12 protein-coding genes are annotated in these 14,392 nt (G+C 70.5%); 7 read left to right on the forward strand and 5 right to left on the reverse strand.

Features of this window, described 5'->3' with window-relative positions; translation table 11 throughout:
• Positions 1-515 precede the first annotated feature (515 nt).
• Both VN378_RS09285 and argF read left to right on the forward strand, forming a co-directional pair.
• A complete protein-coding gene (locus VN378_RS09285) occupies positions 516-1,709 on the forward strand; it encodes an aspartate aminotransferase family protein (RefSeq protein WP_325743148.1) in 1,194 nt (397 codons plus the stop codon).
• Complete coding sequence (gene argF, locus VN378_RS09290; protein WP_325743149.1) at positions 1,706-2,632, forward strand: ornithine carbamoyltransferase; 927 nt, start codon at positions 1,706-1,708, stop codon at positions 2,630-2,632. Before VN378_RS09285 ends, argF begins: the two co-directional genes overlap by 4 nt.
• Before the next feature lie 3 nt (positions 2,633-2,635).
• On the opposite strand, the gene VN378_RS09295 is transcribed toward argF, so the two are convergent.
• Entirely contained in the window at positions 2,636-2,836 is a 201-nt protein-coding gene (locus VN378_RS09295; protein ID WP_325743151.1) for a hypothetical protein, read from the reverse strand.
• 224 nt (positions 2,837-3,060) lie between these two features.
• Between VN378_RS09295 and VN378_RS09300 the strand changes: the two genes are divergently transcribed.
• The 4 genes from VN378_RS09300 to VN378_RS09315 all read left to right on the forward strand — a co-directional run bounded on the left by VN378_RS09300 (position 3,061) and on the right by VN378_RS09315 (position 7,966).
• Positions 3,061-5,817, forward strand: coding sequence for a hypothetical protein (locus tag VN378_RS09300; RefSeq protein WP_325743153.1), 2,757 nt, complete (start codon positions 3,061-3,063; stop codon positions 5,815-5,817).
• Between the two features lie 124 nt (positions 5,818-5,941).
• Positions 5,942-6,865: a sulfite exporter TauE/SafE family protein gene (locus tag VN378_RS09305; RefSeq protein ID WP_325743155.1), complete on the forward strand. Its 924-nt coding sequence runs from the start codon at positions 5,942-5,944 to the stop codon at positions 6,863-6,865.
• Positions 6,866-6,875: 10 nt separating this feature from the next.
• Positions 6,876-7,685, forward strand: a complete 810-nt coding sequence (locus VN378_RS09310; RefSeq protein ID WP_325743157.1) for a TIGR02186 family protein — start codon at positions 6,876-6,878, stop codon at positions 7,683-7,685.
• A 68-nt stretch (positions 7,686-7,753) separates the two neighbouring features.
• Positions 7,754-7,966, forward strand: coding sequence for a hypothetical protein (locus VN378_RS09315; RefSeq protein WP_325743159.1), 213 nt, complete (start codon positions 7,754-7,756; stop codon positions 7,964-7,966).
• A 6-nt stretch (positions 7,967-7,972) separates the two neighbouring features.
• On the opposite strand, the gene hisC is transcribed toward VN378_RS09315, so the two are convergent.
• The 3 genes from hisC to VN378_RS09330 are packed head-to-tail and all read right to left on the reverse strand — an operon-like array spanning position 7,973 to position 10,793.
• A complete protein-coding gene (gene hisC, locus VN378_RS09320; RefSeq protein WP_325743161.1) occupies positions 7,973-9,064 on the reverse strand; it encodes a histidinol-phosphate transaminase in 1,092 nt (363 codons plus the stop codon).
• 8 nt (positions 9,065-9,072) lie between these two features.
• Positions 9,073-9,756, reverse strand: a complete 684-nt coding sequence (locus VN378_RS09325) for a hypothetical protein (protein ID WP_325743163.1) — start codon at positions 9,754-9,756, stop codon at positions 9,073-9,075.
• Positions 9,756-10,793 (reverse strand): DUF2125 domain-containing protein, encoded by a 1,038-nt coding sequence (locus VN378_RS09330; protein WP_325743165.1) that lies wholly within the window; start codon positions 10,791-10,793, stop codon positions 9,756-9,758. Before VN378_RS09330 ends, VN378_RS09325 begins: the two co-directional genes overlap by 1 nt.
• A 241-nt stretch (positions 10,794-11,034) precedes the next feature.
• On the opposite strand from VN378_RS09330, the gene VN378_RS09335 reads away from it, so the two are divergent.
• Complete coding sequence (locus VN378_RS09335; RefSeq protein ID WP_325743168.1) at positions 11,035-11,469, forward strand: VOC family protein; 435 nt, start codon at positions 11,035-11,037, stop codon at positions 11,467-11,469.
• A 188-nt stretch (positions 11,470-11,657) separates the two neighbouring features.
• On the opposite strand, the gene VN378_RS09340 is transcribed toward VN378_RS09335, so the two are convergent.
• Positions 11,658-14,390, reverse strand: a complete 2,733-nt coding sequence (locus VN378_RS09340; RefSeq protein WP_325743170.1) for an ATP-dependent DNA helicase — start codon at positions 14,388-14,390, stop codon at positions 11,658-11,660.
• Positions 14,391-14,392: the final 2 nt, after the last annotated feature.

A 14,392-nucleotide genomic window follows, 5' to 3' on the forward strand; every position in this document is an offset into this window, starting at 1 on the left:
CCATGCGATGCCCGCCCCGAAGCGCTCGGAAGCCGCGATCACGCGGAGCGAAGGCGGCGACGCCGAAAACACATTCCGGTCCCCGTAACGCGAAAGCAGGGGGCCACATCACGGTTCCGGGCATAGCCGCCCGCGCTCCGCCACCTCCCCGCACTTTCCGGCAGCGATGCCGGCAAGAGCTTCAGCCTGTCCGGTCTTTGACAATCGCACCTTGGTTTCCGTGCATCCCGGCGAAAGCCGGGACCCAGTTCTTTGGGTGATGCGGCGGCTCCGGTGACCTCCGCTCGCCAGTCCTCGAACGCTGGCGTCACGCTGGAAAGCACTGGGTCCCGGCTTTCGCCGGGATGAACGGGAGTGGGAATCCGCGCCGACATCCCTCCCTCAAGCGGGAGGGAGAAGCTGAGGTCCCCCACTGTTGACTAACCCCGTCCTCCGGCCGACAAGGCCTGACCCTTTTTCAAGCGGTCCCGACGCTCTCCGGCGCCGGGGCCGTCTCGCTTTTGGAGGTCTGATCCGTGTCCACTGAACATCTGATGGGTGTCTACAACCGCGCGCCGCTGGAGGTGGATCGCGGCCAGGGCGCGCGTCTGTGGAGCAAGGACGGGACCGAATATCTCGACTGCGTCATGGGCATTTCGACCAACGCCCTCGGCCACGCCCATCCGGTCCTCGTCCAGGCCGTCAAGGACCAGGCCGAAAAGCTCTGGCACGTGTCCAACATCTTCAAGATTCCGGGGCAGGAGGCCCTCGCCGACGCCCTGTGCGAAAAGTCCTTCGCCGACGTGGTCTTCTTCACCAACTCGGGGACCGAGGCCGTCGAATGCGCCCTGAAGACGGCGCGCAAATATCATTCGGCCAACGGCCAGCCCGAGCGGATCGACATCTACGGCTTCGACGGCTCGTTCCACGGCCGCACCTACGGCGCCATCAACGCCGCCGCCAACCCCAGCTACACCAACGGCTTCGGCCCGCCGATGGAAGGCTTCCACCAGCTGGTCTGGGGCGACCGCGAGGCGCTGGAGGCGGCGTTCCGCAGTCCGACCACGGCCGCCGTCATCCTCGAGCCGGTGCAGGGCGAGGGCGGCTGCCGCGCCACCCCCGACGAGGACCTGCGCTGGATGCGCCAGATGGCCGACGACAACGGCGTCCTGATTATCTTCGACGAGGTCCAGTGCGGCATGGGCCGGACCGGCAAGCTGTGGGCCCACGAATGGGCCGGCATGACGCCCGACATCATGGCCATCGCCAAGGCCCTGGGCGGCGGCTTCCCCATCGGCGCCTGCCTCGCCACCGCGAAGGCGGCCTCGGGCATGACGGTCGGCGTGCACGGCTCGACCTTCGGCGGCAACCCGCTGGCCATGGCCGTCGGCCAGGCCGCCTTCGGCGAGATTTCGAAGCCTGAGACCCTCGCCCACGTCAACGAGATCGCCGGCTATCTGAAGCAGCAGCTGCACGGCCTGGCCCAGCGCTATCCCGACGTGATCGTGGACGTGCGCGGCAAGGGCCTGCTGCTGGGGGTCAAGCTGGTTCCCAACAACCGCGAATTCATGGGCTGGGCCCGCGACGAGCAGCAGTTGCTGGTCGCCGGCGGCGGCGACAACTGCTGCCGCATCCTGCCGCCGCTGAACCTGACGCTGGAAGAGGCGCGCGAGGCGGTCGAACGCTTCGAGCGCACCTGCGAATTCGCGCGTGCCAAGATGGTGGCTTGACCATGGTTCGCCATTTCCTCGACCTCTACAAACTGGAAGCCGAAGATCTGCGCGCCATTCTGGATGACGCCCACGCCCGCAAGGCGGCCCGCAAGGGCTGGCCCAAGGGCCGCGTCGACGCCGATGCGCCGGCGAAGGACCGCGTCCTGGCCATGGTGTTCGAGAAGAATTCGACCCGCACCCGCTTCAGCTTCGACGCCGCCATCCGCCAGCTGGGCGGGGCCTCGATCATCGCCAACGCCGGCGACATGCAGCTGGGCCGCGGCGAGCCGGTCGAGGACACGGCCCGCGTCCTGTCGCGCATGGTCGACGCCGTGATGATCCGCGCCAACAGCCATGAGGACGTCGAACGCTTCGCCCGCGTCGCCACCGTGCCGGTGATCAACGGCCTGACCGACCGCTCGCACCCCTGCCAGATCCTCGCCGACCTGATGACCATCGAGGAGCATCGCGGGCCGATCGCCGGCAAGACCATCGCCTGGGTCGGGGACGGCAACAACGTCTGCCACAGCTTCATGCACGCGGCGCCGAAGCTGGGCTTCCACTTCAACGTCGCCTGCCCCGCCGACTACCACCCCGACCTCCACGACCTGGCCCGCGGCGGCGATCACGTCACCCTGACCAGCGATCCGCGCGAGGCCGTGGCCGGCGCCGACGTGGTCGTGACCGACACCTGGGTGTCGATGGGCGACGGCGACTACGAGGCCCGCCTCGAAGCCTTCGAGGGCTATGGCGTCGACGACCGGCTGATGGCGGGGGCGTCGAGCGACGCCGTCTTCCTCCACTGCCTCCCCGCCCACCGCGGCGAGGAGGTGACGGACGCCGTCATAGACGGCCCCAGATCGCTGGTCTGGGACGAGGCCGAGAACCGCATCCACGCCCAGAAGGCGGTGCTGGCGTGGTGCTTCGCGGCCCTGGCATAGGGGTCAGTACGGCCTTTGCGGCACGCCCAGCAGAGTTCCGATGTGAATTACCAGAACGAAGACGCCGGCCCCGGCCAGCAACATGATCAGCCGCCACGGCATCATCCGCACCCCGCCTCTCGGATCCCACGGCCGGGAGCCGCGCCATCCGGCGAAGATGGCCAGGGCGATGGCGGCGGCCGTCAGGGCCAGGGTCAGGGTCATATCCACCGGCGCGAGGTGGCGCGGACAGCTGGTTTGCGCAAGCCCGGAGACCTTTCCAACCCGTTAATCTTCACGCCGCGTTAACCTCCTGGGCCTGAGAATCCTTCCGGTGCCGGCGCTTTCCACAGGAAGATGGGGGCGCCCCCACATCTTGGGGTTAACCACGCGTTTACACGCATCATCTTGGCGTCTAGCGTTCGGCAAGTAGGTCGGGAGGCGAATCAGTGAGCGCAGCCGCGCCGTGGAGCGTGAAGGGCATCGAGCCCAAGGCGCGCGAGATCGCCAAGGACCTCGCCCGTCGCTCCGGCATGACGCTGGGCGAGTGGCTGAACACCATCATCATGGAAGACGGCGACGACGACGAGGGCGTCGTTCCCCTGTCCCGCCGCCCGCACGCCGCCGAAAGCTATGAGCGCCGCGGCCGCAGCCGCCGGATGGACGACGCCTATGGCGGCGCCGACAATCAGCTGGACCGTCTGGGCGCCTCGATCGACGCCATCGCCGCCCGGCTGGAAGCCGCCGAGCGCCGCTCGACCATCGCCATCCAGGGTGTGGACCAGGCCGTCTCGGGGTTGGTCCGCCGGCTGGACAATCAGGACCAGAGCGACAAGGCCCACGTCCGCCGCATCGACGACATCGCCGAGGAACTGCGTGAGGGCCATCGCCGTCTGCGCCGCTTCGAGCAGGAGGTCGGCCCCCAGACGGCCGAGACCTTCGGCAAGGTCGAGGCGACCATGGGGGCTCTCGCGGGACGCCTCTACGACATCGAGGAACGTCAGCGTTCGGGCGTCAACGAACTGCGCCAGCGCATGGACGCGGTCGAGAAGGCCGCCGGTCCCGGCGTCGGCGCCGACCTGCTGGCCCAGGTCGGGCAGCGGCTGGATCAGGCCCAGACGCGGACGACCGAGGCGCTGCGCGGGCTGGAACGCTCCTTCGCCGGGCTGGACCAGCGCCTGCGGGCGACCGAGGGCCGGATCGAACCCGAGAGCGCCCGCGAAGCCGCCCGCTTCGAAAAGCTGGCGGAGACCCTGAGCCGTCAGGTCGAGGGCAATCGCGCCGAGATGATGCGGCGCCTCGACACCGCCGAGGCCGAGGGCCGGATGGACCGCATCGAGCGTGCGGTCCTCGCCATCGGCGAACAGGTCAAGTCGTCCGAGGAACGCTCGGCCAAGGCCGTCGAGGCCATGGGGCGCGAAGTCCTGCGCATCGCCCAGAATCTGAACGGTCGGGTCCAGACCATCGAGAGCGCGGCTCCGATGCAGCTGGATGTCCTGAGCCGCAAGGTCGAGACCGACATGGGCCGGCTGGCCCAGGGACTCGAGCAGCGCCTGACCGCGGCCGATGACCGGCACGCCCTGGCGCTGGAAAAACTGGGCGGAGAGATCACCCGCATCTCCGACCGGCTCAGCGAGCGGATCGCCCAGTCGGAGCGTCGCTCGCAACAGGCGCTGGAAGACATCGGCCGGCGGCTGGCCGACAGCTCGACGAAGATCGAACAGGGCTACGATCGCGCCTCCGGCGAACTGGCCGAACGCATGCGGTTGTCCGAGGAACGCACCGCGGCCCTGATCGCCGAGGCGCGGGGCAATATCGAGCGCCGGGCCGAACCTGCGCGCCCCACGACGGCCGAGCCCGACTGGCGCGCCGCCGCCTTCCCGGACGCGGCCTTCCCGGACGCGGGCTTTTCCACGACCGCCTTTGACGATCCCGTCTATGCCGAACAGCAGGCCTGGTCCGCCGACCTTGCTCCGCCCGAGCCCGAACCCACGGCGCCCAGCGAGGACGTGCTGGGCGCCGACGCCATTTTCGACGCCGTCATGCGCGGTCCGGGGACTGACGAGGCTCCTGCGGTCTCGACTCCGTTCGGCAGCCGCCCCCCGGAACCTCCGGCCGGGGGACCCTTGGGCGAGCGGGCTGTCGCCCGGGCCGTGGAACCTGCGCCGGGCGCCGCCGGCTTTCCCTTCGGCCAAGGCTTCGGCGGCGCCGACGTCTCGGACGCGCTGCAGGCCACGGCTCCGACGGCCTACGACGCCGGCCCGGACGATTTCGCCGGCGAGACCGACTTCGTCGATCCCCGCGCCCTGCGCGCTGCGGCGGCACAGGGACGCGCCTCCTCGACCCGACAGGCCATCGACGCGGCCCGCGCGGCCATGGCTTCGCCCGAGGCCGCCGAGGCTCCGGCCCGGTCCGGATTCGGCCTCAAGAAGGGCGGCAAGTCCAAGCTGCAGGAGCGCCTCGACAAACAGGCCGCGCGCGGCGGCGGCACCGTGCGCAAGGCCCTGGGCGCCTCGGCCATCGCGGTCCTGCTGACGGGCGGCGGCGCCTATGCGACCGGCCAGCTGACCGGCTCGGGCCTGAACATTCCCGGTCTGACGGCGACGCCTGAGGCCCAGCCGATCGCGGCCCTGGCCGTTCTTCCGACCGCGCCGACCCCCGAGGATCTGACCCGTGGATCCGAACTGTATCAGCAGGCGATCGAGCTTCTGGACGCCGGCGCGGACAGCGGCGTCGACACGCTCAAGCGCGCCGCGGCGACCGGCTACACCCCGGCCCAGCTGCATCTCGCCAGTCTGTACCAGGACGGCGCCCAGGGCGTGCCCGTGAACCTGCGCGAGGCCCGGGTCTGGGCCCGCCGCGCGGCGGACGGCGGCGACGCCAAGGGCATGCACGCCTATGGCATGTACCTGTTCGAGGGCGTCGGCGGCGCCCAGGATCAGGACGAGGCGCTGGCCTGGCTCAGGAAGGCGGCCGAACGCGGTCTGGTCGACAGTCAGTTCAACGTCGCCAAACTGTACGAAACCGGGGATGAGGCCATCGAGCCCGACCTCGCCCAAGCCTACAAATGGTACCTGATCGCGGCGCGCGCCGGCGACGGCGACGCCCAGGCGGCGGTCGAGCGTCTGGGCAAGACGATCCCGGCCGCGACCCGGACCCAGGTTCGCGCCGAGGCTGAGCAATTCCAGGTCGAGCCGCTCGCCTGATACGGGACCGCCAAGCTTTTCAGGCGCATCGGGTGGCGGGGGGCGCCGGGTGGGTCTAGGACAACCAGACTTCCGTCGTCGCCTTTCCGGCGCCTAGCTTCAGTTCCAGCCGAAGGCGCGTCCTTTGGATATCTATCTGCCAATCGCCGAGGTTTCGGTGAACTGGCCGCTCCTGGTTCTGCTGGGCGCGGTGGTTGGATTCGTGTCCGGACTTTTCGGCATCGGCGGCGGCTTTCTGATGGCCCCGATCCTGATCTTCCTGGGCATTCCGCCGGCCGTGGCCGTCGCCAGCCAGGCGAGCCACGTCGTCGCCTCCTCGACCTCGGGGGTGATCAGCTACACCAGTCAGAAGGCGGTCGACTACAAGATCGGTCTGGTCATGGCCGGCGGAGGCGTCCTGGGCGCGTTGCTGGGGGTCGAACTGTTCCGCTATCTGCGTCTTCTGGGCCAGGCGGATCTGGCGGTGGCTCTCTCCTATCTGCTGTTCCTCGGCGCCATCGGCACCCTGATGCTCTACGAGAGCCTGGGCCAGATTCTGCGCCGGGTGCGCGGCGAGGTGGCCCCGCACAAGGAAAGGCGCCGGCCGCTGTGGCTGTACGGCCTGCCGCTGAAGATGCGCTTTCCCCGTTCGGGTCTCTACATCAGCGCCATCCCGCCCTTCGCCCTGGGAACCTTCGTCGGGGTGATGTCGGCCATCATGGGGGTGGGGGGCGGCTTCATCCTGGTTCCCGCCATGCTGTATGTTCTGCGCATGCGGGCCGGGGTGGTGGTGGGCACCAGCCTGTTCCAGATCATCATCGTCACCGCCATGACCACAGTCCTGCAGGCCGGCCGCAACCAGACCGTCGACATCGTCCTGTCGATGCTGCTGCTGCTGGGCGGTGTCGTCGGAGCCCAGTATGGCGCCAGGTGGTCGGGTCGGTTCCGGGCCGAGGAACTGCGGGCGGTGCTGGGTCTGATCGTTCTGATGGTCGGCATCCAGATGGGCCTGGAACTGTTCGTGCGGCCGTCCGACCTGTTCGCCTTCGCCCCCGGAACAGCACAGTGAGGGCGGCCCCATGATAGCCGCCCTTCCGCCGCCCCCTCCGGCCGTATCCGCGCCTGCGCCGGAACGCTCGGTCAGCACGACGGATCAGGTGCGCGTCGCCGCGGCCCTGACCGACGCCCGGGTGAGGGTCGATTCCAGTTTCCGCGGCGCCTCGATCGTTCTCTACGGCGCGGTCTTCAATCCCGGCGACCAGCCCGCGGATGTGGTGGTGGTGGTGCGCGGGCCGGATGGTCCGGTGCGTCTGGTCAAGAAGACGCGCAACACCGGGGTCTGGCTCAACAGCCGACCGGTGCTGTTCGAGGGCGCGCCCGGCTTCTACATGACCGCCTCGACGCGGCCCCTGTCGGACATCGCCGACTTCGGCCAGCTGCGCCGGCTGGGCGTCGGCGTCGATCACCTCAGGATCAACGCCCCGCAGGAGAGCCGCACCGTCACCCGCTATGGCGTGCGCGACGTGGTCGTCAGCCGGCTGGGCGAGGACTATCTGGACTTCCGCCGGGCGGTGATCCGCCTGCGCGAGGCGGCGGCGCTGTACAATACCGATCCGGACGGCGTGGAGTTCGTCGACCGCGGCCTGTTCCGCGCCGAGGTCGAGTTGCCCGCCGTGGCGCCCACGGGCCGGTATTTCGCCGAGGTCTGGCTGTTCCAGGATGGCGATCCGGTGTCGGTCAGCAACCTGACCCTGACCGTCGAAAAGGTCGGCATAGAGCGCGACATCTTCGAGTTCGCGCATCGGCGGCCGTGGACCTATGGCCTGCTGTGCGTGCTGCTGGCTGCGTTCACCGGCTGGGCCGCGAGCCGGCTTTTCCGGCGGGCCTGAGGTTAACCACCCTGCTGCGGAACCACTTCGGCGCCGCCCGCTTATGGTCAAGCATGGAGGGTTTCAGAATGCGCAGACTGTTCCACGTCGTCGCCCTGTCGACGGGCCTGTTCCTCGCTTCGGCCTCGGCGGCCCAGGCGCCGTACGCGTCAAACCAGCGGAACGACTTCTGCTACACCGAGTGCCAGTACCGCTGCTACGCCGTCTATCCGGGCGGCGGGGCGGCGTGGCAGCAATGCTATCTGGCCTGCGCCCGGGACAAATGCGGCTACGTAGGGTGACGCCCGTCAGCTCGCGGCGAACTCGCTGAGCGCGTCGATCACCGCCCGGTTCTGATCTTCCGTGCCGACAGTGATGCGCAGGCAGTCGGGCAGGCCGTAGCCGCCGACGGGACGGACGATGATGCCTCTGGAATTCAGATAGTCGTTGGCGGCCGCGGCGTTGCGCGCCTCGTCGGGAAAGCGGATCAGAACGAAATTGCCGGCCGACGGGAAGACGTCGAAGCCGAAGCCCTTGATGGCCTGGGTCAGGCGCGGGCGCCAGGCCTCGACCAGGTCGCGCGAGGCCTTCTGGTGGGCCTCGTCGCCGAGGGCGGCGACGGCGGCCTCGATCCCGGGGACCGAAACATTGAAGGGCAGGCGGATGCGGTCGACAGCCTCGGCCACCTTCAGCGGAGCGTAGCCGAAACCGATGCGCAGGCCGCCCAGGCCGTGGATCTTGGAGAAGGTGCGGGTCACCACGATGTTCTGGCTGTCGCGGGCGAGCGGGAAGCTGGTCTCCCAGTCCGGGGCGGAGACGAATTCGGCATAGGCCTCATCGATGACCAGCAGGACATGCGGCGGCAGGGCCGCATGCAGGCGGCGCGTTTCCTCGGCGGTGTTGTAGCTGCCGGTCGGGTTGGAAGGGCTGGAGATGTAGACCAGCTTCGTCCGCTCATCGACCTGCTCCAGCAGGGCGTCGACCTCGGCCCTGAAGCCGGGCTCGGGCGCCAGCTTGACCTCGGCCTGGTTGGCCCTGGCCGAGATGCGGTAGGCGAGGAAACCGTACTGGCCGGTGACGATATTGTCCCCGGGGGTGAGGTAGCACTGGTTCAGCAGGGCGAAGACCTCGTCCGAGCCGTTGCCGAAGATCAGCCGTTCGGGCTCGAGCCCATGGTGTTCGGCGACGGCGTCGCGCAGCTTCATCGCCCGGCCGTCGGGATACATGTGGATCTGCCCGGCCGCGGCGGTGAAGGCCTCGCGGGCCTTTTCCCCGGCGCCGAGGGCGTTCTCGTTCGACGACAGTTTCATCGGCGTGGCCACGCCTTCGATGCGCGACTTGCCGCCGACATAGGGGGCGATGTCGAGGATGCCGGGCTTGGGGGTGGGGGCTTCGGTCATGGGCGCTTTCAGAACAGGGGCGCGGCGCCGATGACGCCGCTGAGGCCGCCGGGCGCGGATGAAAGCCGCCCGTCCTCGGCCTGCACATAGCCCGCGAGCATGAACAGCTTCAAGCCGCCGGCCGCGATCAAGGGACTGGCGGCCAGGCCGGCGGCGCCCAGGATCTCGACGATCGCCGCGGCCGGGGCGGCGCTGTCTGTGGTCCAGAAGCTGCGGTCGTCGCCCGTGGGGCCCGGTTGGGCCTGCTGGATCATCAGGGCGCGCGGGACGCCGTGGCGGTCGTCGGGCAGGGCGGCCACGACCCGCAGCGCGGGCTCGGCCAGCAGCCGGCCCCACCAGGCGGAGGCGGACGTCAGGTCCATCAGGGCGCGCGCCCCGTCGCGGACGACCGCCAGGGCCTGATCCGGGTCGGCCGCAGTGCGGGCGGTCAGGCCATAGCGGTCCGCGGCGAGGGTCTGGCTGGCCGAACCCCAGACAACGAGGGGGGCGCCGGAGGCGGCGTCGATCCGGCCCAGCACGGCCCGCAGAACGGCGGCCCCGGCCGGGGGTTCGCCCGCCAGCGTCTGCCGCAGGGCGATGGCGTCGGCGTCGGGCGTCGGGCGCGCGCCACCGGCCAGACGGGCCCTGACGGCGTTCGCCACCGCCCGGTCGAGGGCCAGCCGGTCAGCGTCCTCTTCGGGCTCGATGAGCATCAGAACAGCTTCGGCGCCGGGGCGAGGGCGAAGGGCCCCAGCCATGTGCGGCCATCGCGGAACTGGATGACCAGATCGACGCCCCGGTCTCCGGAGGCGGCGGTCGCGGCGGCGGCCCCGGCGGCCCCGAGGCGGTTGACGGCGCCCGAGCGCGAGCGGGCCAGACCGGCGATGGCGGCCCCGGGCTTTTCAGCGGTGAGGGAAACCTCGCCCTCGAGCCGGCCTCCGGCGTCGGCTGAGAGGGCGGCGCTTTCGATACGGGCGCGGCTTTCGCCTGCGGCCAGTTCGCCCTTGATGGCGGTGAAACGCCCGCCCGAGGCGGTCCAGGCGGCGAAGACGCCGGCGCTGTCCATGCCGCTGAGGCGGCTGGCGTTGACGACCGTGCCCTCGATCCGGGCGGTCAGCCGTCCCTGCCGCGTGGCGCCCTCGACCGGGCCGCCGGGGCGGCCCCGGGCGTCGATCAGGTTGAAGGCGACATCCATTTCGTCGGTCGCGGCGCGGCCTCCGGTCAGGTGCGGGCGGACGTTGAGCAGAATTCGTTCGGCCGAGGCGATGGGGAAGGGCTCGGCGTCCCGATGGGTCGTGAAGGTCGGGCGGATCAACTCGACGCGCAGGTCGGGGAAGCGTTCGCGCAGATGGCTGACGCTGAGGCGCAGGCCATCGCCGGCGATACCGACCTTGCCCTTGTCGGCGCGGGTCAGGGTCAGGCCTTCGGGCGCGATGACCACCCAGCGGTCGGGGTTGTAGGCGTTGGCCTCGGCGACCAGCTCGGGCGCCGCGACGCCGTGGCCCGAGGGAGCCGTGATGTCGACGTGGGGGATCGAGACCCGCGCCCGGAAGGGCCAGCCGGTGGTGGTCCGCGAGGCGTAGCCGATGCGCCAGCCCTCCTGTCGCAGGGCCGCGATCCGGGCGTCCAGCCGGGTCTCGATCTGGTTGGTCAGATAGAACCACCAGCCCGTCCAGGCGGCCAGCAACACCCCCACGATCAGGAAGGGGACCAGCAGGCCGCGGCGGCTGTGGCGGGGGACGGCTGTCATCGAGGCTCCGGCGAAAAAAATGGGTCTGGCAGGTTGAAACGTCTGAAACCCGAACCGGGCCGCAAAAAACACAGTCCAATGAGTCCGAAGAGTCCACTGAGTCCACTTCGTCCCCGTCGGAACCGACCTCGTCCGGGCGTCCGATATGGTGAAGCCGGCGCGGCGCGGCAAGCCCGGGCCGCCGGGCGGAACTGCCTGTGGGGACAAGCCGTTTGACCGGATCACAACGCGGGAGCCCGGGATGGAAACGCAGTCGCTGCATCGGGGTCGGCTGATCGACCATATCCAGCTTGTCGTGAGGGATCTGGCCGCCACGCGCCGGTTCTACGACTCGGTGTTCGAGACGCTGGGCGTGCCGCTGGGCGGCGAGGGCGAGAGCTGGTTCTGGCTCGACGAGCTGTTCATCTCCACCGCCGACAGCGAGGCGGCGGCAGGCAAGCTGACCGGCCGCCATCACCTGGCCTTCCAGGCGCAGGATCGGGCGATGGTCGATGCCTTCTACAAGGCCGGATGCGCGGCGGGCGGCAAGGACAACGGCGCGCCGGGCGAGCGGCCATACCACCCCGGCTATTACGCCGCCTTCCTGCTGGACCCCGACGGCAACAATATCGAGGCGGTTTTCCACGGCGAGGCCGAGCGGTCGGCGAAGAGCGTGGAGATCACGTTCGAACAGTAGGTCTCCTCCCTGTCGCGAAGCGATGGGGAGGTGGCGCGGCGCGGATACGCGCCGTGACGGAGGGGGCGACGCCGGCGTGAGCCGTGTGGTCGCCAATCACATCCGCCGGCGTCGCCCCCTCCACCACCCGGGCTGAGTCGCCCGGGCGGTCCCCCTCCCCATTCGCAAACGCTTATGGGGAGGAGACGTCAGTTCAGGAAGCTCCCCACCTGTTCCACCGCTTCGGCCAGACCCATGCGCTGAACCTCCGTGCCCGGCGGAAGGCTGGCGAACAGGCGGGTCGGGGCCGCGGCGTCCAGCATGACGAAGACGCCCCTGTCGTCGGCGCGGCGGATCAGCCGGCCGAAGGCCTGGGCCATTTTGGCGCGGGCGAGGGCGTCGTCGAAATTGCGTCCGCCCGCCCCCTCGCCGCCGAAGCGCAGGCGGCGCGCCTTGTGCAGCAGGTCGGGACGCGGCCACGGCACGCGGTCGAAGGCGAGGATGCGCAGGGACCGGCCCGGCACGTCGACCCCGTCCCGCACGGCGTCCGTGCCCAGCAGGCAGCTGTCCTGTTCGGCGCGGAAGACGTCGACCAGCGCCCCCACTTCCAGCGGATCGACGTGCTGGGCGTAGAGGGGGATGCCCTGTTTCGCGAGGTCGGGACCGAGGCGCTCATAGACCGCCTTCAGCCGGCGGATGGCGGTGAACAGGCCGAGACCGCCGCCGCCCGCCGCGAGAAACAGTTCGCGCATCGCCGCCGCGGTCTGGCGCGTGTCGTCCTTGATCAGATCGTTGACGACGATGACCCGGCTGTTGGCCGCATAGTCGAACGGGCTTTCGACCTTCAGCGTCCGGGCCGGCTCGATCAGCCGGGCCGAGCCCGTGCGCAGCCGGGCCATGTCGAAGGGATCGTCAGAGTTCGGATCGGACAGGGTGGCGCTGGTCACCAGAACGCCGTGGGCGGGCATGATGACGGCGGCCTCGAGCGGCACGGTCGGGTCGATCCAGTGGCGGCGCAGGGCCACGTCCATGATGCGGCCGAAGGCGGCCTCGGCCGACAGCCAGTCGAGGAAGTCGGGGTCGGGCTCGTCCGACGACACCTCCAGCGCGGCCAGCATCGAGCGCCAGCCGGGCAGGGTCATGCGGGCGCGGCGGTCGAGGCCGCGCAGGGCGCCCTCGATGCGGGCGCGGGAGGCGCCGTCGAGATCCGACGCCTCGCCGTCGAGGATGTCTTCCAGATGCCGCGACAGGGCCAGCAGCGGGGCCTCGACGGCGGCCAGGGCCTGGGCGGCTTCGCGGGCGGCTTCCAGCACCGGTTCGGTGACAGGACGCAGCGAACATTCCATGCCGAACTCGACGCCGCTGCCCGAGGCGTTCTCGCTGGTCCGTGCACGGAGCTGTTCGAGGGCGGCCAGCAGAAAGCGTTCGATCGGTCCGACCGGATTGACCTCGCCCGAGGCCGGGGCGATGCGGCCTGAGACGCCCTCGCCGGGCAGCTGGGCGGCGGCGCGGACGGCGTCCTGAAGCGCCCTGGTCGCGGCCTCGTTGTCGGCGCACAGGTCGCCCAGCCGCTGTTCCAGACCGCGTCCGCGCCGGCCGCGTCCTTCGGGTCCGCGCAGCCAGCGGCGCAGCTCGGCGGCCTCCTGACCCGACAGGCAGGCCGAGAAGGCGCTGTCGGCGGCGTCGAACAGATGGTGGCCCTCGTCGAAGACGATCCGTTTCAGGGCGGCCGTCTCGCCGTCCTGCTTCAGGCCGCGCGCCGAACGGGCGCCATCGAAGGCGGCCTGGGTCATGACGAGGGCGTGGTTGGCGACGACGAGGTCGGCCCGGCGGCTGGCGCGGATGGTCTTCTCGACGAAACAGGTGCGGTAGTGGGGGCAGGCGGCGTGGACGCATTCGCCGCGCCGGTCGACCAGGTTGGCGGCGCTGGCCTGATGGCTCGGCCCCGTGGCGAACAGGCCGGGCAGCCAGCCCGGATAGTCGCCGCCGGTCATGTCGCCGTCGCGGCTGTGCATCGCCCAGCGGCTGGCGAGAGCCATGCCGATCAGGTCGCCGTTCCCCAGCTGGGCCGCCTGCACCATCTCCTGCAGGTTCAGCAGGCACAGGTAGTTTTCGCGCCCCTTGCGGACCACGGTCTTCTTCTTGCGCTCGACGGGATCGGGCCACAGGGCGGCGCTCTCGCGGTCGATCTGGCGCTGCAGGGCGCGGGTGTAGGTCGAGACCCAGGCGGCGCCCTGGTTGCGCTCGGCCCACAGGCTGGCGGGGGCGAGGTAGCCGAGGGTCTTGCCCGTGCCCGTGCCGGCCTCGGCCAGCAGGAAGCGGGGACGGCCCTCCTCGTTGCGCGGCGAGAAGGCGTAGGCGGCCTCGGCGGCGTAGTCCGACTGGGTCGGGCGGGTCTCGTCGAGACCCGAGGCCTGAAGCAGTTTCTCCAGCCGGATGCGGGCGGATTCGGAATCGACCGGAGCGGAGCCCGCCTCGCCGCGCGGGGCTTCGTCCTCCCACTCGGGCAGGCGGGACCAGGCGTCCAGCCCGCTGCCGCGATGCTGGCGCTCCCGCACCGGCTGATGCTGCAGCGCCCCGAGCACCCGCCAACCCCACGCCCAGCCGGCCCGGATCAGCGTTTCAGCGAGGGTGAAGGCGTCCTCGCGCCCCGGCCAGGCCGGGTCGGCCAGTTCCCGCAGCAGCCCGTCGGCCGCCTTCCGCAGCGCCTCCGCCTGCGCCTCCGCCCCCTTGGGCTCGCTCATTCCCATGGCCAGGGCCAGGCCGCTGGGGGAGGGGGCGCAGAACCGCGCCGGCCGCACGAAGGCGAACAGCTCCAGCACGTCCAGCAGGTCGCCTGACCGCGGCGGCGGGGCGAGCCCCAGCCGGCGGGCGGTCAGGCTGGCATGCGCCACCAGCACCGGCCCGGTGGTGAAGGCCCCCTCCGCGGCCCCCCGTCCGATCT

The organism is Brevundimonas sp., assembly GCF_035561115.1.
Classification (GTDB): Bacteria; Pseudomonadota; Alphaproteobacteria; order Caulobacterales; family Caulobacteraceae; genus Brevundimonas.